Source organism: Citrobacter sp. RHB36-C18 (assembly GCF_013814485.1).
Lineage (GTDB): Bacteria > Pseudomonadota > Gammaproteobacteria > Enterobacterales > Enterobacteriaceae > Citrobacter > Citrobacter braakii.
The window spans coordinates 172,098-190,240 of sequence record NZ_CP057125.1; the positions used below are offsets into that span (position 1 = coordinate 172,098).

17 protein-coding genes and 1 tRNA gene are annotated in these 18,143 nt (G+C 52.9%); 8 read left to right on the forward strand and 10 right to left on the reverse strand.

Features of this window, described 5'->3' with window-relative positions:
- Positions 1-111 precede the first annotated feature (111 nt).
- Both cspA and HVZ52_RS00810 read right to left on the reverse strand, forming a co-directional pair.
- Complete coding sequence (gene cspA, locus HVZ52_RS00805; RefSeq protein ID WP_000014594.1) at positions 112-324, reverse strand: RNA chaperone/antiterminator CspA; 213 nt, start codon at positions 322-324, stop codon at positions 112-114.
- A gap of 279 nt (positions 325-603) precedes the next feature.
- A complete protein-coding gene (locus tag HVZ52_RS00810; protein WP_016157726.1) occupies positions 604-894 on the reverse strand; it encodes an HTH-type transcriptional regulator in 291 nt (96 codons plus the stop codon).
- Positions 895-1,274: 380 nt separating this feature from the next.
- On the opposite strand from HVZ52_RS00810, the gene HVZ52_RS00815 reads away from it, so the two are divergent.
- Positions 1,275-1,985, forward strand: a complete 711-nt coding sequence (locus HVZ52_RS00815; RefSeq protein ID WP_016154915.1) for a DUF3053 domain-containing protein — start codon at positions 1,275-1,277, stop codon at positions 1,983-1,985.
- Between the two features lie 58 nt (positions 1,986-2,043).
- Here HVZ52_RS00815 and ghrB read toward each other — a convergent pair whose 3' ends face one another.
- The 6 genes from ghrB to HVZ52_RS00845 all read right to left on the reverse strand — a co-directional run bounded on the left by ghrB (position 2,044) and on the right by HVZ52_RS00845 (position 7,963).
- The gene (gene ghrB / locus HVZ52_RS00820; protein ID WP_047415858.1) at positions 2,044-3,018 is read right to left on the reverse strand and encodes a glyoxylate/hydroxypyruvate reductase GhrB; all 975 of its coding nucleotides are present in this window, start codon (positions 3,016-3,018) and stop codon (positions 2,044-2,046) included.
- A gap of 22 nt (positions 3,019-3,040) precedes the next feature.
- Positions 3,041-4,321, reverse strand: coding sequence for an MFS transporter (locus tag HVZ52_RS00825; RefSeq protein WP_003827389.1), 1,281 nt, complete (start codon positions 4,319-4,321; stop codon positions 3,041-3,043).
- A 70-nt stretch (positions 4,322-4,391) separates the two neighbouring features.
- Positions 4,392-5,330: a sugar kinase gene (locus tag HVZ52_RS00830; RefSeq protein ID WP_181598760.1), complete on the reverse strand. Its 939-nt coding sequence runs from the start codon at positions 5,328-5,330 to the stop codon at positions 4,392-4,394.
- Between the two features lie 3 nt (positions 5,331-5,333).
- Complete coding sequence (locus HVZ52_RS00835) at positions 5,334-6,083, reverse strand: sugar phosphate isomerase/epimerase (protein WP_181598761.1); 750 nt, start codon at positions 6,081-6,083, stop codon at positions 5,334-5,336.
- A 99-nt stretch (positions 6,084-6,182) separates the two neighbouring features.
- The gene (locus HVZ52_RS00840) at positions 6,183-7,199 is read right to left on the reverse strand and encodes a LacI family DNA-binding transcriptional regulator (RefSeq protein ID WP_005133828.1); all 1,017 of its coding nucleotides are present in this window, start codon (positions 7,197-7,199) and stop codon (positions 6,183-6,185) included.
- A 101-nt stretch (positions 7,200-7,300) separates the two neighbouring features.
- Positions 7,301-7,963, reverse strand: a complete 663-nt coding sequence (locus tag HVZ52_RS00845; protein WP_016157720.1) for an OmpA family lipoprotein — start codon at positions 7,961-7,963, stop codon at positions 7,301-7,303.
- Positions 7,964-8,122: 159 nt separating this feature from the next.
- Between HVZ52_RS00845 and HVZ52_RS00850 the strand changes: the two genes are divergently transcribed.
- A complete protein-coding gene (locus HVZ52_RS00850) occupies positions 8,123-10,456 on the forward strand; it encodes a molybdopterin guanine dinucleotide-containing S/N-oxide reductase (protein WP_181598762.1) in 2,334 nt (777 codons plus the stop codon).
- Here HVZ52_RS00850 and HVZ52_RS00855 read toward each other — a convergent pair.
- Positions 10,425-10,865: an N-acetyltransferase gene (locus HVZ52_RS00855; RefSeq protein ID WP_016157718.1), complete on the reverse strand. Its 441-nt coding sequence runs from the start codon at positions 10,863-10,865 to the stop codon at positions 10,425-10,427. The genes HVZ52_RS00850 and HVZ52_RS00855 overlap by 32 nt on opposite strands.
- Positions 10,855-11,424, reverse strand: a complete 570-nt coding sequence (gene tag / locus HVZ52_RS00860; RefSeq protein ID WP_047358205.1) for a DNA-3-methyladenine glycosylase I — start codon at positions 11,422-11,424, stop codon at positions 10,855-10,857. Before tag ends, HVZ52_RS00855 begins: the two co-directional genes overlap by 11 nt.
- A 159-nt stretch (positions 11,425-11,583) precedes the next feature.
- On the opposite strand from tag, the gene HVZ52_RS00865 reads away from it, so the two are divergent.
- The 6 genes from HVZ52_RS00865 (at position 11,584) to dppA (ending at position 18,058) form a co-directional block, all read left to right on the forward strand.
- Positions 11,584-12,285 (forward strand): autotransporter outer membrane beta-barrel domain-containing protein, encoded by a 702-nt coding sequence (locus HVZ52_RS00865; protein WP_016157717.1) that lies wholly within the window; start codon positions 11,584-11,586, stop codon positions 12,283-12,285.
- A gap of 251 nt (positions 12,286-12,536) precedes the next feature.
- Positions 12,537-13,739 carry an MFS transporter gene (locus HVZ52_RS00870; RefSeq protein ID WP_016154906.1) on the forward strand — a complete coding sequence of 401 codons (1,203 nt, stop codon included), beginning with the start codon at positions 12,537-12,539 and terminating at the stop codon, positions 13,737-13,739.
- Between the two features lie 210 nt (positions 13,740-13,949).
- Positions 13,950-15,644, forward strand: coding sequence for a kdo(2)-lipid A phosphoethanolamine 7''-transferase (eptB, locus tag HVZ52_RS00875; RefSeq protein ID WP_181598763.1), 1,695 nt, complete (start codon positions 13,950-13,952; stop codon positions 15,642-15,644).
- Positions 15,645-15,735: 91 nt separating this feature from the next.
- A tRNA-Pro gene (locus HVZ52_RS00880) sits at positions 15,736-15,812 on the forward strand.
- Between the two features lie 487 nt (positions 15,813-16,299).
- Positions 16,300-16,536: a hypothetical protein gene (locus HVZ52_RS00885; RefSeq protein ID WP_137398959.1), complete on the forward strand. Its 237-nt coding sequence runs from the start codon at positions 16,300-16,302 to the stop codon at positions 16,534-16,536.
- Entirely contained in the window at positions 16,451-18,058 is a 1,608-nt protein-coding gene (dppA, locus tag HVZ52_RS00890; RefSeq protein WP_016154904.1) for a dipeptide ABC transporter periplasmic-binding protein DppA, read from the forward strand. Before HVZ52_RS00885 ends, dppA begins: the two co-directional genes overlap by 86 nt.
- Positions 18,059-18,143 lie beyond the last annotated feature (85 nt).

Here is an 18,143-nt window from a genome sequence, read left to right on the forward strand (position 1 = left end):
GAGGACGGGTAAAGTAATGCAAAGAAGCGTTTGGGCGGCGAGTCTTGCGAAGTACAGATAAAAAAAATCCCCGCCGTTTGGCAGGGATTCAGAATTTTGAGCTTTTTAAGCTTACAGGCTGGTTACGTTGCCAGCTGCCGGGCCTTTAGCGCCGCTTTCGATGGTGAAGGAAACTTTCTGACCTTCGTCCAGAGATTTGTAGCCATCGTTCTGGATAGCAGAGAAGTGTACGAACACGTCTTTAGAGCCATCGTCAGGAGTGATGAAGCCGAAACCTTTGTCAGCGTTGAACCATTTTACGATACCAGTCATTTTACCGGACATAGTGTATTACCTTTTAAAAAATAAGTGTGCCTTTCGGCGATATGGCGTGCTTTACAGATTTTTTAACAGTAAAGGAAATGCTCACTACGAAGGGTATCAACGATAACTCTTGAAGGGACTTGCCTTACTAACTGCTGTAATGGTCTGTACGTCAAACCGTTGAGGGCATTAACTCATTTTACGCATGTGGATGCAACTACTATTTTCTTTTTTGTGGATAACCCCCTTAAGGGAACGGCCCTTTTACAGGACCGTTCATAAGTAAAATTGAAAAATCGTTCAATCCATCAGTTGCTTACTTAATCTTGGGTCTGCCTGAATCAGGCGCATTAACTTCAATTCGGTATTGGAAGGCTTTACGCGTTTAGACTCCCATTCATGAACCGTCGCGACCGTCACGCCCATCACCCGGGCAAAATCATCTGTTTTTAAACCTGTCCCTCGTCGTAGCTGTTCAAATTCGGTGAAAGGGTTGGTTTTTTGCGTCAGAGTAACCGTCTGCGATACATCTTTAAAAACAATCTGCTCCAGACTGCTCAGCAGTTCAAACATAGGATCTTTGTATTCCATTGAGAACTCCTACAAATCACACAGCGGGATCGTGAATTTCATCGAAGCTCATTAAGAGTAGTCGGAAAAAATGAAGCCGGATTTTAGGTTTGTGTGATGGATTCGTTTCAGCGGATCGGGGTCGACAATCTTTTGCAGGCTAACGAACTGATAAAGGTCGTGATCTGCGAACGATCGAGCCCGATTGTAAAGATGACTAAAATATGACGTCGTGTGGTAAATGGCGCATTGTTTAGCAAAACGATGGGTGGCGGGAGCGGTTATTTTCCCCCACAAGATTACGCGGAAAGGGTATCTTGCGGGGCTGACCTGGACTATCCTTGTCAACGTCAGGCACGCGGGTGTCGTTGTGCGCATTTTTGGGTGAAAGGAGTATTAAAATGGCGACAGGTAAGTCCTGCTCTCGCTGGTTTGCGCCTGTTTTGGCGCTCTTAATGGTAGTTGGCCTGAGTGGGTGTTTTGATAAAGAAGGCGATCAACGCAAAGCGTTTATCGATTTTCTGCAGAATACTGCAATGCGTAGCGGAGAGCGTTTACCAACGCTGACCGCCGATCAGAAAAAACAGTTTGGCCCGTTTGTGTCCGATTACGCGATTCTGTATGGCTATTCGCAGCAGGTTAATCAGGCAATGGACTCCGGTCTGCGCCCGGTGGTTGATAGCGTAAATGCGATTCGTGTTCCTCAGGATTATGTGACTCAGCGTGAACCGCTGCGTCAGGCAAATGGTGCGTTGGGCGTATTAGGGCAACAGTTGCAGAATGCGAAACTGCAGGCAGATGCTGCGCATGGCGCGCTGAAGCAGGGCGAGGATCTGAAGCCGGTCTTTGACCAGGTCTACAATAAAGTCGTCACTGTACCTTCAGAGGCGCTACAGCCGCTGATCCCTGCCGCGCAAATCTTCACGCAGCAGTTAGTACAGGTCGGTGATTTTGTGGCACAGCAGGATACGCAGGTGAGCTTTGTCGCTAACGGTATCCAGTTCCCAACTTCACAGCAGGCAAGTCAGTACAACACGCTGATTGGCCCGTTGGCCTCTCAGCATCAGGCATTTAATCAGGCCTGGACTGCGGCGGTGAATGCCGCTCAGTAATGAAGGCGATGTAATACATAAAAGGCCGGGTAAGCGTAAGCGCTACCCGGCCTTTTGTTTATGGCGCGACCTGCGGGTTCACGCAATTCTTCTCAACGCGTCCTTGCAGCGCATCGATTAAGTTATCCACCGCACAGGCCGCCATGTTATAGCGCGTTTCATGCGTCGCTGAACCTATGTGCGGCACGGCTACCACGTTTGGCAGCGCCAATAACGGTGAGTCTGCTGGTAATGGCTCCTGCTCAAACACATCCAGGCCTGCGGCATGAATTTCCCCGCTTTGCAGGGCGGCAATCAGCGCTTTTTCATCGACCACTGGCCCACGCCCGGCGTTAATGAAAATGGCGGAGGACTTCATTTTGGCAAACTGTTCGGTACTAAACAGATGATGCGTTTCTGCGGTTAACGGCAGGATCAGGCAGACAAAATCGGACTCCTGCAACAGCGTATCGAGGTCGCAGTAACGCGCGTTGAAGCGTTCTTCCGCCTCCTGGTGATGACGGCGCGCGTTATAAAGAATCGGCATGCTAAAACCAAAATGCGCGCGTTGCGCCAGCGCCAGACCAATACGGCCCATGCCGACAATCCCCAGCGTTTTGTGGTGTACATCCGTACCAAACCAGTCCGGCCCGATACTTTTGGTCCATTCGCCAATTTTCACCCGTTCAGCAACTTCTACCACGCGGCGAGCGGTGCTTAACACCAGCGCCATTACCGTATCGGCGACAGTTTCCGTCAGCACGGTTGGCGTGTGCATCAACAGCACCTTGCGCGCGTTGAGGGCATCGACGTCGAAGTTGTCATAGCCTACGGAAATCGTGGATGTCGCACGTAGCCTGGGCATTCTCTCCAGTAGGGCGGTATTGACGGCTTCACTGGAACCCAGCAGACCTTCCGCGTTGGCAAAAGCCTCGGCGTACTGTGCGACCGTTTCCGGGCGCAGGTTAGGCACATGAGTCACAGTAAAATGCTCTTCCAGGCGATGCAGTAAATCGTCAGGTAACGCTTTATAGAGAATAATGGACGGCTTCATGCGAATCTCCGTAAGTTAAAATTTAAGCGTGGCGTGCGCCAATAGGTAATTGCTGATTATTAGCAGGCTTAACAATTAAAGTTAGCCATACTGAGACAAAAAGCGCTACCCCCATAAATATGTACGAGGCGGATGGGCTGCCGGTTGCGCCATTGAGGTAGCCGACAAACCATGAACCAAAGAATGAGCCTAGCGCGCCCATGCTGTTAATCAGCGCCATTGCACCCCCGGCGACGTTGCGCGGCAGCATTTCCGGGATGATGGCGAAGAAGGGGCCATATGGGGCGTACATTGCCGCACCCGCAATAACTAACAGCGTGTAAGAAATCCAGAAGTGGTCTGCACCCACGGCCCAGGAGCCGATAAAAGCGAAAGCGGCTATCAATAACAGCGGCCAGACAAACAGTTTACGGTTTTGCAGCTTATCGGAGGCCCAGGAGACGAGGATCATCGCCGCCGTCGCCGCCAGATAAGGTACGGATGACAGCCAGCCAACCTCTACCATGCCCAGATTTGCGCCGCCGTTGCGGATAATCGACGGTAGCCACAGGACAAAACCATAGACGCCAATACTCCAGGCGAAATACTGCATGCACAGCAGGATGACGTTACGTGAGCGGAAGGCCTCGCTATAGTTACGCACGGCTTTGATGCCTTGCTGCTCTTTTTCCAGTTGCGCCTGAAGGGCGGCTTTTTCAGATTCTGACAGCCAGCCGACCTGAGACGGTTTGTCTTTTACCAATACCCACCAGCAGAACGCCCAGATGATGGCCGGGAAGCCCTCGATGATAAACATTTCCCGCCAGCCCAGCGCCTGGATCAGATAACCGGAAACCACAGACATCCACAGGACGGTAACCGGGTTACCGAGGATCAGGAAAGTGTTAGCGCGCGAGCGCTCGGATTTCGTAAACCAGTTGCTGATATAAATCAGCATTGCGGGCATCACCGCGGCTTCAACGACGCCAAGAATAAAGCGGATGGCGGCAAGCATTGGAATATTGCTGACCATACCGGTTAACGACGCGCATGCGCCCCAGAGGATCAGACAGACAAAAATCAGTTTTCGTACGCTGCGCCGTTCTGCGTAAATCGCGCCTGGGATCTGAAAGAAGAAATAGCCGAGGAAAAACAGAGCGCCCAGCAGGGAAGAGATCCCTTTGGTAATGCCGAGGTCCTCGTTGATACCGGCGGCGGAGGCGAAGCTGAAGTTCGCACGGTCAAGGTACGCCAGGCTATACGTGATAAACACGATTGGCATAATGTACCACCAGCGTTTTGCTGCATTAGTTGAGCTATTCATAGACTGCCCTCTGGTTATGCTGATACGCCGCCTCTGTATGTAGGGTACAGAGACAGAGTTGGCCGGGAGTTTATTCCCCTAATTGTTCACGTGTGGGTAATCCTTCGCTGTCGCCCTGAACCTGAATGGCCAGTGCGCCGATTTTATTGCCGCGGGTCACCGCCTGATGCAGCGAACGGCCTTCCAGCAGGGCGCTGATAACGCCCACGGCAAAGCCATCGCCTGCGCCGACCGTATCGACCACGTTGTCGACTTTTACCGGTGCAACGCAACCTTGTTCACCGCTGGCTGTTTTGTACCAGGCGCCATCAGCCCCGGTTTTGATGATCACGGCCTTCACCCCGTGGCGCAGATAAAAGTCGGCGATGGCTTCAGGCGTCTGTTGGCCGGTTAAAATCATCCCCTCTTTTAATCCAGGTAAAACCCAGTCAGCCTGGAATGCCAGCCGGTTCAGTTTTTCCACCATTTCGGCTTCGCTTTTCCACAGTACCGGACGCAAATTTGGGTCGAACGAGATGGTCTTCCCCTGGGCTTTCAGCGTGCGGGCGGTGTGCGCCAGTAGTTCATAGGAGCTGGCAGAAAGCGCCGCCGCCACGCCGCTCAGGTGCAAGTGGCGCGCGCTGGCGAAATAGTACTCGTGATAATCCTCAACGCTGAGGTGGCTGGCGGCGGAACCTTTGCGGAAATACTCCACAATGGGATCGGTTCCATTTTCGACCTTAGATTTAAGCTGAAAGCCGGTAGCGTAACGCCCATCCAGGGTAACTCCCTGCGCATCTATCCCTTCTTTTTCCAGCGACTTAACGATAAAACGACCAAAACTGTCGTTGCCTACGCGGCTCACCCAGCCGACCTTCAGGCCCAGACGAGCAAGACCGGTCGCCACGTTGAGTTCAGCGCCTGCAACGCGCTTGATAAACTGCTCTACATCCGTCAGTTCGCCGGTTTGCGTGGCGACAAACATCGCCATCGCTTCACCAATAGTGACCGCATCCAGTGAATTTTTCATGTGTTACTCCTCGCGTAACAGCTCGACGTAGTGGCGGGTAACCGCCGTCAAATCCTGCCCTTCCAGGGGGAACTCAATACCGCGCGGAACATCGTTGGGCAGCGTTTTTAACAGCGCCAGCCAGCGTGAATCTGCTTCATCAGGCGGTACGGCACGGTAGCTATCGCGATGCGTAACTGCGGCTTTGACATGGATATATCCGACGGTTGGCGCCAGGTTCTGCGCGGCCTGCTCCGGGGAGTCGCCAACCCACAGCCAGTTGCCCAAATCGAAAGTCAGAGATATCGGCAGGTTTTGCGTCTGACAGGCTTCATTAAAGCGTTGCATCGGCTGCAGGCGTCCGCAGGCGGTCTGATCGTTTTCCACAACCAGCTCCATGCCGCTGTTGTCCAGCCATTCACGTAAATCGTCGAACTGTTCGGTATGGGAAAAATGACCGAGAGAGACTTTTAACCACAGCGCCTGTAGGGCCTGCGCTTCTTCGAGAAGCTGCGGAAGTCGGGGATTCAGGTTCCCATCCTCAAGGAATAACGGTTCAGGCGCTGAATAACAGGCCAGCAGGCCGAAGAGTTCGATTGCAGAGGCCGTTGTGGACAGCGTTTTCAGCTCGGCGTCGGTTAATAACTCGCGGCGGATTTCGACGCCGTCAGCACCGGCTTCGGCAATGATGGGCAACATTGCCGTTTGCCCGCCTGCGGCCCGCACCTGGTCGTAGCCGTAGGCGGCGGTAACCACCATAATTTTTCTTTTCATGGAAACTCCAGACTAGCATTCTTGTTATAACGCTAGATGGAACCGGTTCCAAAGAAAAGCTCATGATGTCGAATTTATGATCACCATCACGAAGGAAATTTAACGGGCGGTTGAGCCGCGCACGATCAGCTCGCCGGAGAATACCTGTTCCTGAATGGCAGCAGAGCCGCCATCAATTCGGCGTACAACCTGCTCAACGGCGGTGTAGCCAATCTGCCATGTGGGTTGTTTCAACGTGGTGATACCGACGCCCGCCAGCTCCGCCCATTCCAGTTCGTCAAAACCGAGCAGGCCGATATCGCTGCCCCAGTTAAGGCCAATGCGCTTCAGGGCGCGGGCAACCTGCAGCGTGAGAGCGCCGTTGGCAGAGATAACGGCTTTGCGCATCCCCCGATGCTGCTGGTGAAACTGGCGCAGCGTGTCATCCAGTTGCGTATTGTCCGTTAGCGGGACTTCGGCATTTTGCGCGATAACGCCGGGGTACTGTGCGAGCGTGGCGCGAAAAGCGCTCAGGCGTTCGCGGCGGGTATTCACCATGCCCAGCGGTTCGCTGAGGAACAGGATGGCTTCAAAACCTTGCTCGACCAGATGTTCAGTGGCAACCGTTGCCGCCTGGGTGTTATCCAGCCCGACCATATCACAGGCGAAATCGGGAATTTTACGGTCAATCAGTACCATCGGCAGCGCAGACTGTTGCAGGCGGTTCAGCCCCTCTTCGCGCATTCCAACGGCGTTGACCACAATCCCTTCGACCTGGTAGCTGCGCAGCAGGTCGAGATAATGCAGCTCCTGATCCACTTCGTTGTTGGTGTTACACACCAGCGGGGTAAAGCCCTTATCGCGACAGGCGGCTTCAATCCCGCTTAACACGTTGACGGAGTAGGGATTAGTAATATCGGCGATGATCAGACCAATCAGACGGGTACGACCGTGTTTCAGGCCTCTTGCCATCAGGCTGGGACGGTAGTCGAGATCGGCAATGGCTTGTTCAATGCGGGCCAGTAGCGCGTCGGAAAGCAGGTGCTTTTCACCGTTGAGGTAGCGTGAAATGCTGGTCTTGCCGGTTTTTGCGGCTTTCGCCACATCGCTGATGGTTGCCCGTGTTGATTTGCTCATCGCTGATTTCCCTAAATTTGGTGACAACACCTTAACGCGAAAATCAACGATGGCAAGTGCTTCATGCCGGATAAGACGCTGCCATTATCCGGCACAAAACGTTACTGGAGCGGGCTTAAGGTGATCTCTACGCGGCGGTTTTGCGCTTTACCTTCCGCCGTGCTGTTACTGGCGATCGGGTTTGCCGGGCCCATACCCTGAGTGCGGATACGGTTAGCGGCGACGCCTTGAGTGATTAAGGCGCTGGCCACGGAGTCCGCGCGCTGCTGCGACAGGCGCATATTCAGATCCTGACTGCCGGTGCTGTCGGTGAAGCCGAGCACGTTGACGGCGGTTTTATTGTACTCTTTCAGTACCATTGCCACGCCGGTCAGGGTGTTGGCACCCGCAGGTTTCAGGTTGCTGCTGTTGCTGTCGAAGGTGACGTTATTTGGCATATTCAGGATGATGTTATCGCCACTGCGCGTCACGCTGACGCCCGTTCCCTGCATTTTGTCGCGCAGTTTTGCTTCCTGCACGTCCATGTAATAGCCGACACCGCCGCCAACGGCCGCGCCAGCCGCCGCACCAATCAGCGCGCCTTTGCCGCGATCTTTCTTCGAAGAAGAGAGTGCGCCAATACCCGCGCCGACCAGAGAGCCAATACCCGCGCCAATGCCGGATTTACCCGCTTCGCGTTCTCCGGTGTAAGGGTTTGTTGTGCAGCCAGAAACCGCCAGGGCGCCGCTCACGATGGCAGCAATAACAAAAACACGTTTCTTCATCTTAATTCCTTAATGACTTTTTCTTCTTTGCCACAGCGACCGTGGCGGTTGATTATGACGTGTGAACATGAAGAAAATTCCAGGGAAGACTCTGAAATTTGTAAGTAACATTGAACGGCATAATAAATAAGCCGTCACATCGCATTCAGGAGCGCCATCTTGGCTAATTCACCCGCACATTACTCGGTGTTAACCGCCGCCCACTGGGGACCTATTCTCGTCGAAACCGATGGCGAGACGGTTTTCTCCTCTCGCGGCGTGCTGCCCACCGCCCATCCCAACTCTTTGCAAACCGTGGTGCGCGACCAGGTACACAGTAAAACGCGGGTACGTTTTCCCATGGTGCGTAAAGGCTTTCTCGCCTCGCCGGAGGATCCGCAGGGGGTGCGCGGGCAGGATGAATTTGTTCGTGTCAGTTGGGACGACGCGCTGAATCTTATCCATACGCAGCATAAACGCATCCGTGACAGCTACGGCCCGGCCTCGATTTTTGCCGGTTCCTACGGCTGGCGTTCCAACGGCGTGTTACACAAAGCAGCGACCCTGCTACAGCGTTATATGGCGCTGGCGGGTGGTTATACCGGGCATCTGGGGGATTACTCGACGGGTGCTGCGCAGGCCATCATGCCGTACGTGGTGGGCGGTAACGAAGTTTACCAGCAGCAGACCAGTTGGCCGGTGGTGCTGGAGAACAGCGAAGTGGTGGTGTTATGGAGCGCCAATCCGCTGAATACCCTGAAAATTGCCTGGAACGCCTCCGACGAGCAGGGCCTCGCTTACTTTGAGGCACTGCGTGGCAGCGGGAAGCGGTTGATCTGTATCGATCCGATGCGATCGGAAAGCGTCGATTTCTTTGGCGAGAAGATGGAATGGATCGCTCCGCATATGGGGACCGACGTGGCGCTGATGCTGGGTATCGCGCATACGCTGGTGGAAAACGGCTGGCACGACGCGGACTTTCTCGCCCGGTGTACGACCGGATATGACCGTTTTGCCGACTATCTGCTGGGCAAATCTGACGATGTTGCAAAAACGGCAGAATGGGCCGCTGAAATTTGTGGTGTTCCGGCGGCGAAAATACGTGAACTTGCGGCGATATTTCACCAAAACACCACCATGCTGATGGCGGGATGGGGTATGCAACGCCAGCAGTATGGTGAGCAGAAACACTGGATGATTGTCACGCTGGCCGCCATGCTCGGGCAAATCGGGACGCCTGGCGGCGGCTTTGGGCTGTCGTACCATTTTGCCAACGGCGGCAACCCAACGCGCCGTGCTGCGGTGCTGGCTTCAATGCAGGGCAGCGTTAAAAACGGCACCGACGCAGTGGATAAAATCCCGGTGGCGCGAATTGTTGAAGCGCTGGAGAACCCGGGGGGTTTTTATCAGCACAACGGTATGGACCGCCATTTCCCGGACATCCGTATGCTGTGGTGGGCGGGCGGCGCCAACTTCACCCATCATCAGGACACCAACCGTCTGATTCGCGCCTGGCAAAAACCGGAGCTGGTGGTTATCTCGGAGTGTTTCTGGACAGCCGCAGCGAAGCATGCCGATATCGTGCTGCCGGCGACGACGTCTTTTGAGCGTAATGATTTGACCATGACCGGCGATTACAGCAACCAGCATCTGGTGCCGATGAAGCAGGTTGTACCGCCGCAGGGTGAAGCGCGAAATGATTTTGATGTCTTTGCCGAGCTGAGTGAACGCTGGGAGAAGGGCGGGTATGAGCGATTTACCGAAGGCAAAAGCGAGCTGGAATGGCTGGAGACTTTTTACAACATTGCCGGGCAGCGTGGGGCTAGCCAGCAGGTGACGTTGCCGCCATTCACCGAGTTTTGGCAGCGGAATGCGCTGATCGAAATGCCAGAAAACGCCGCCAGCGCGGAGTTTATCCGTTTCGCGGATTTTCGCCGCAACCCACAGGCGCATCCGCTGAAAACGGACAGCGGTAAAATTGAAATCTACTCCGCGAGGATTGCCGGTTACGGTTACGCGGACTGTGCGGGGCATCCGATGTGGCTGGAGCCGGATGAGTGGTTCGGTAACGCCGAGCCGGGCCAGTTACAGCTGCTTTCCGCCCATCCGGCGCACCGTTTGCACAGTCAGCTAAATTACAGCGCGTTGCGCGAACAGTATGCGGTAGCGGATCGTGAGCCCGTCACGATTCATCCGCAGGATGCCAAAGCGCGCGGTATTGCGGATGGCGACACGGTCAGGGTGTGGAACCAGCGTGGGCACGTTCTGGCGGGAGCGGTCGTGACGACGGGAATTAAACCCGGTGTCATCTGTATTCATGAGGGCGCCTGGCCTGATTTGGATCTCGCCGCCAACGGTATTTGTAAAAATGGCGCCGTCAACGTGCTGACCAAAGATCTCCCCAGCTCGAAGCTGGGGAATGGCTGTGCGAGCAACACTGCGCTGGCGTGGCTCGAAAAATACAGCGGACCAACGTTGGCGCTTACGGCGTTTGATCCGCCTGCCAGCCCATAATCCACGTGGGATGGTGAGTCTCTTCCTGCCATGCGCCATCTTCAATGCGAAAACCCAGCGCATGGTAGAAGTTCACCGCTGATTGATTCTTCTGGTAGACCTCGAGGCTGAGTAACGAAAAGCGCTGCTGCACATGCTGCACCAGCGCTTTGCCGATCCCGCTTCTGATGGCGGCAGGCGCGACGAACAGCGCGCCGAGAAAGCGGTCGTCAATGACGCTGGCAAAGCCTTTGAGCACCCCTTCTTCTTCCCATACCCAGGTTTGTGCGGCTGGCAGGTAAACATCCCGCACGATGGATTCACTTTCGCGCCAGTAGCGTTCTTCGATAAACGGATGGGCATGGATCGTGCTTTCCATCCACAGCGCCAGAATCGACGGTAGATCGTCAGCCTTTGATTCACGAATCATGTTGTTCTCCCGGGTAACAGATACAGCTGGTGACATGGTCATTGACCAGGCCGCATGCCTGCATAAAGGAGTAACAGATGGTGGTGCCGACAAACTTAAATCCGCGTTTTTTTAACGCTTTAGACAGAGCATCTGACGCCGGTGTAGAGGTGGGGATATCGCTCAGGTTGGCGGCGCGGGTCAGTTGCGGTTGGTTATCAACAAACGACCAGACGAACTCGCTAAACGATTCTCCGTTTTGCGCCATGGTCAGAAAGGCGCGAGCGTTGCCGATAATGGCCTGAATTTTTCCTCGATGGCGAATAATGCCGGCATCCAGTACCAGTCTTTCCACATCTTCTTCGGTCATGGCCGCCACTTTTTCCGGGTCAAAATGGTGGAAGGCGTGGCGATAATTTTCCCGTTTCTTTAGCACGGTGATCCACGATAAACCGGCCTGTTGGCCTTCCAGACAGATCATTTCGAACAGCTTGTTGCCATCTGTTTCGGGGACGCCCCATTCCTTGTCGTGGTAGGCAATGTAAAGTGGGTCCTGGCTGACCCATCCGCAACGCTGCATATTCTTCCTCGCTGTTTTTACTGGCGTAAAAATTTCATTCGGCCCGCCTTGACGCGCCAGCTAAAAAGACAATATTTAATACAGGGCCTGATGGGCCCGATATCCTTCACACAATGACAATAATATCGCCGAATTCGGCTCTTTTCTGGAGTCGCGTTGATGATTATAAGAAACAGTAGTGGTCGCCAAAGGTTAACTCTGGCGAGCGTCGTAGTTTGTGCGCTGTTCATCAATACAGCATATGGCTGGCAACAAGAATATATCGTTGATGCGATGTCAGGGCATACGGCTGAACGTTATACATGGGACAGCGATCACCAACCACGTTATAACGACATTCTGGAAGAACGTATTCGCTCCACTCAAAACGTGGCGGGTCCCGTGGTGAATCTGGCGGATGAAACGCCTATGGATGCGACCAGCGGCATGAGTATGGGCTGGAACTTTCCGCTTTCAAGGCAGGTGATGACTGGTCCGGTGGCCGCGCTGCATTATGACGGTTCGACCACGTCTACTTACAACGAATTTGGCGATAGCGTGACGTCGGTAACGCAGAACGATCCGCTGTGGCATGCCAGCGTCAGCACGTTAGGCTGGCGAGTCAATTCTCAGTTCGGTGATGTGCGGCCGTGGGCGCAAATCAGCTATAACCAGCAGTTTGGCGAGAATATCTGGAAAGCGCAGTCGGGCCTCAGTCGCATGACGGCGGCGGGTCAAGACGGTAACTGGCTGGATGTTACCGTTGGCGCAGATATGCTGTTGAACAGGCACATGGCGGCTTACGCGGCGCTTTCGCAGGCGGAAAATAGCGCCAATAACAGCGACTATATGTACACCATGGGAGTGAGTGCCAAATTTTAACGCAAACAATCATCATATAAACATCTTTGTTACATATTGAGATCAACAATCACACGCCCCTCAGCGATAGCGTGTACTAACTCTTACGATAAAATTCAGTAACCCGACTTTTTGTCTCGTCATTCATTCCGCATTCCAGGCATTTCATTCCGTCCTGGTGGCATTTCATGCCGTTTTCTCCTGGCCATAAAAGCGCTTCGGTATGGTTGTTGGCAGAGAATTTCCCATTTTGCTTATGCAGGAAGACTGCCATGAAAACTTCTGATTATCAGCGTACTCGCTGGCTAACACTGATCGGCACGATTATTACCCAATTTGCTTTAGGTTCTGTTTATACCTGGAGCCTGTTTAATGGCGCGCTCTCTTCTAAGCTCGATGCGCCGGTCAGTCAGGTGGCATTTTCCTTTGGCCTGCTGAGCCTCGGGCTGGCGATTTCCTCTTCCGTTGCCGGCAAGCTGCAGGAGCGTTTTGGCGTGAAACGCGTCACCATGGCCTCCGGTATTTTACTCGGCGTCGGTTTCTTCTTAACCGCCCATTCCAACAGCCTGATTATGCTGTGGCTGAGCGCTGGTGTGCTGGTTGGTCTGGCGGATGGCGCAGGTTACCTGTTAACGCTTTCCAACTGCGTAAAATGGTTCCCTGAGCGTAAAGGGCTGATTTCCGCCTTTGCCATCGGTTCTTATGGCCTTGGCAGCCTCGGTTTTAAATTTATCGACAGCCAACTGCTGAGCACCGTGGGCCTGGAAAAAACCTTCATGATTTGGGGTGCGATCGTACTGGTGATGATCGTCTTTGGCTCCACGCTGATGAAAGATGCGCCGAATCAGGAAGTGAAAGCGAAGAATGGCGTAGTTGAGAACGACTACACCCTGGCGCAGTCCATGCGCAAACCGCAGTACTGGATGCTGGCAGTCATGTTCCTGACAGCGTGTATGAGCGGTCTGTACGTCATTGGCGTGGCGAAAGATATCGCACAAAGCCTGGCGCATATGGATGTGGCGACGGCGGCGAATGCGGTTACCGTCATTTCTATCGCGAACCTGTCGGGTCGTCTGGTGCTGGGGATTCTGTCCGATAAAATCTCCCGTATTCGCGTGATCACCATTGGTCAGGTCGTTTCGCTGGTCGGTATGGCTGCACTGTTGTTCGCGCCGCTGAATGACGTAACCTTCTTTATGGCAATTGCCTGTGTCGCATTTAACTTTGGCGGCACCATCACCGTATTCCCGTCACTGGTCAGCGAGTTCTTCGGTCTGAATAACCTGGCTAAAAACTACGGTGTTATTTACCTGGGCTTCGGTATCGGTAGCATTTGCGGTTCCATTATCGCCTCGCTGTTTGGCGGGTTCTATGTGACCTTCTGCGTCATCTTTGCGCTGTTAATCATTTCGCTGGCGCTTTCTACCACTATTCGTCAGCCACAACGTAGCGTCTATACCGAGGCGCACGCCTAAATCTATTAGTAGTATGATTAATACCTGGCGCATATATTTACAAAAATTTATGCGCCATTTTCATTCTCTATAAGCACTTTTGCTCCCTCCTGTGGTCTACTTACCCGCGCCCGTAGACATTTCACTTCTGCTGTTGTCGCATTTTTCCTCTGTCAGGTCTGATTGATCGCTGCTCAGGGTTTTTTATCCCGATTTCCAGGGTTTGTTTGCATGAGATACATTAAGTCGATGACGCAGCAGAAACTCAGTTTCTTGCTGGCAATCTATATCGGTTTGTTTATGAACTGTGCTGTATTTTTCCGTCGCTTTAGCGGATATGCGCACGATTTTACCGTCTGGAAAGGACTCTCCGCGGTTGTTGAATTGGCCGGCACTGTGCTGGTGACCTTCTTTTTACTACGCCTTCTCTCTTTGTTTGGCCGCCGCGCCTGGCGTGTCCTGGCAACCTGTTTGGTGCTGTGTTCTGCCGGCGCCAGTTATTATATGACCTTCCTGAATGTGGTAATTGGTTACGGTATTATCGCCTCCGTAATGACCACGGATATTGATTTATCGAAAGAAGTCGTCGGCTGGCATTTCATCGTGTGGCTGGTTTCGGTCAGTATTATTCCCTTGGTGCTGATTTGGAGTAACCGCTGCCGCTACACGTTGATGAGACAAATTCGTACACCGGGCATGAGGTGGCGTAGTGTAGCGGTAGTTTTACTGGCCGGCCTGATGGTATGGGCGCCGATTCGCCTGCTGAGCATGCAACAGAGAAGCGTAGAGCGAGAAACAGGTATCGATTTACCCAGCTATGGCGGGGTTGTGGCGAACTCTTACTTGCCGTCAAACTGGCTCTCTGCGCTGGGTTTGTACGCCTGGGCACAGGTGGATGAATCCTCAGACAACAAATCGCTGATGAACCCGGCGAAGAAATTTACCTATGTTGAACCTAAGAACCTCGACGACACCTATGTGGTCTTTATTATCGGCGAAACCACCCGCTGGGACCATATGGGGATTTTTGGCTATGAGCGAAATACCACGCCAAGGCTCGCCCAGGAGAAAAACCTGGCCGCGTTCCGTGGATATTCCTGTGACACGGCGACCAAGCTTTCGCTGCGCTGTATGTTTGTGCGTGAAGGTGGGGCGGAAGAAAACCCGCAGCGTACCCTGAAAGAACAAAACGTCTTTTCCGTGCTTGGTCAGTTAGGGTTCAAGACAGACCTCTACGCGATGCAAAGCGAGATGTGGTTCTACAGCAATACCATGGCGGAGAACATCGCTTACCGAGAGCAGATTGGCGCAGAGCCGCGTAACCGTGGCAAGAACGTTGACGATATGCTGTTGATTACCGAAATGCAGCAGTCTCTGCAACCGAATGACGATGATGGCAAACGTCTGATTATTCTGCATACCAAAGGTTCGCATTTTAACTACACGCAGCGCTACACCCGCGACTATGCGCAGTGGAAGCCGGAGTGTGTCAATGTGGATAGCGGTTGCTCGAAAGCCGAGATGATTAACTCTTTTGATAACTCGGTAACCTATGTTGATCACTTTATTACCAAAGTGTTTGATCAACTGCGGGATAAGAAAGCGATAGTGTTCTACGCCGCCGATCACGGTGAGTCGATTAACGAGCGTGAGCACCTGCACGGTACGCCGCGTAAAATGGCTCCGCCAGAGCAGTTCCGCGTTCCTATGCTGGTGTGGATGTCAGATAAATATCTGGAAGACCCAGACCATGCGAAGGCGTTTGCACACCTGAAGCAAGAAGCTGATATGAAGGTGCCGCGTCGTCATGTGGAACTGTACGACACTATCTTGGGTTGCCTCGGTTATACCTCGCCAAATGGCGGTATTAACGAGAATAACAACTGGTGCCGTATCCCGGACGCGAAGAAGGTTACGGCTCAGTAATTGGGCTGCTGACTTTCTCGCCGATCAAATGGCATTTTGATACTAAGGGATTGACGGGGGCGCGGCTGAGCAGTAAGATGCGCCCCGCATTCGGTGATTGGCGCAGCCTGGTAGCGCACTTCGTTCGGGACGAAGGGGTCGGAGGTTCGAATCCTCTATCACCGACCAAATTCAAAACCCTGCTCAACGAGCAGGGTTTTTTGCATTAGTGGCGAGTAATCCTCTCTCACCGACCAAAATTGACCTTCCTTTTATCTGCAAAAATTGTGCACCACTTCCCACTGACTGTTAACGATTCTGTGACATATTCCATTGCCTTTTTTTATATTTGCTTGAAACTTTTTTTGCGCTACTTATGGCTGAACCTGGCATTTTCCGCTGTGCGCTTTAGCGTTCATGGCATTAATCGCTCAGATATGCAGCATTAATTTAGAAAGTTTTAATAATTTGCATAAATGTTAATCACCAAATGTTGCGAAATATGAAGATGTTTATTCTGGCATAGTGCGCGTAGCACAAATTTCCCTGCTGAAAATGTCCTTCTGCACTTTTTTTAATCTTTGTTTGCGAATTCTCACCGTTGGTGTAAATCACGGTTACCTGTATTGACGTTTTCACATTCTGTTGACAGATTGTAGGGCATGAGGGGCATTTCATGGAGAATCCGCACTGCAACTCAGTCGCTTATGTGAACGGAATCCCTATCCTCTTAACGCCGACCCGGCCGGGTAAAAAACAAAAAAGGCCAGGCGGTGCAAACCCACTGCAAAGGGTAAAACAACAAACATCACATTTGGAGCAGAAGAATGAGTATTTCCTTGAAGAAGTCAGGGATGCTGAAGCTTGGTCTGAGCCTGGTGGCTATGACCTGCGCCGCAAGCGTACAGGCTAAAACTCTGGTTTATTGTTCAGAAGGATCTCCTGAAGGCTTTAACCCACAGCTTTTCACCTCTGGCACGACCTATGATGCCAGCTCCGTACCGATCTATAACCGCCTGGTCGAGTTCAAAACCGGTACAACTGAAGTGATCCCGGGCCTTGCTGAGAAGTGGGAAATCAGCGAAGACGGTAAAACCTATACCTTCCACCTGCGCCAGGGCGTGAAGTGGCAGGACAACAAAGATTTCAAACCGACGCGCGATTTAAACGCCGATGACGTGGTGTTCTCTTTCGATCGTCAGAAAAATGCCCAGAACCCGTACCACAAAGTCTCTGGCGGTAGCTATGAATACTTCGAAGGGATGGGTCTGCCAGATCTGATCTCCGAAGTGAAAAAAGTGGACGATAAAACCGTTCAGTTCGTGCTGACTCGCCCGGAAGCGCCTTTCCTGGCTGACCTGGCGATGGACTTCGCTTCTATTCTTTCCAAAGAATATGCAGACAACATGCTGAAAGCCGGCTCCCCGGAGAAAGTGGATCTGAACCCAATTGGGACCGGTCCGTTCCAGCTGCAGCAGTACCAGAAAGACTCCCGTATTCTGTATAAAGCATTCGAAGGTTACTGGGGCACCAAGCCACAGATTGACCGTCTGGTCTTCTCCATTACGCCTGACGCTTCCGTGCGTTACGCCAAACTGCAGAAGAACGAGTGCCAGGTGATGCCGTACCCGAACCCGGCAGATATCGCGCGTATGAAGCAGGATAAAAACATTAACCTGATGGAGCAGGCCGGTCTGAACGTTGGCTACCTTTCTTTCAACACCGAGAAGAAACCGTTTGATGACGTGAAAGTCCGTCAGGCGCTGACCTACGCGGTGAACAAAGAAGCCATCATTAAAGCGGTATATCAGGGCGCTGGCGTTGCCGCGAAAAACCTGATCCCACCGACCATGTGGGGCTATAACGACGACGTTAAAGACTACACCTACGATCCTGAAAAGGCTAAAGCGCTGCTGAAGGAAGCGGGTCAGGATAAAGGCTTCACCGTTGAGCTGTGGGCCATGCCGGTACAGCGTCCTTACAACCCGAACGCCCGCCGTATGGCGGAAATGGTTCAGGCTGACTGGGCGAAAATCGGCGTTCAGGCCAAGATTGTGACCTACGAGTGGGGCGAATATCTGAAACGCGCCAAAGCGGGTGAGCATCAGGCGGTGATGATGGGTTGGACCGGTGACAACGGGGATCCGGACAACTTCTTCGCCACCCTGTTCAGCTGTGCGGCAGCGAAAGACGGTTCCAACTACTCTCGCTGGTGCTACAAGCCGTTTGAAGATCTGATCCAGCCGGCGCGTGCGACCGACGATCACAACAAACGTATTGAACTGTACAAGCAAGCTCAGGTTGTTATGCACGATCAGGCCCCGGCTCTGATTGTTGCTCACTCCACCGTGTATGAACCAGTGCGTAAAGAAGTGAAAGGCTATGTGGTTGATCCATTAGGCAAACATCACTTCGAAAACGTCTCTGTCGAATAATTAAAAGCAAGCCAGGCAGCGCTACGGACCGTTAAGTCGGGTCACCGTAGCGCCACCTGACAGTAATGCTTTATCTCCCTCTCGC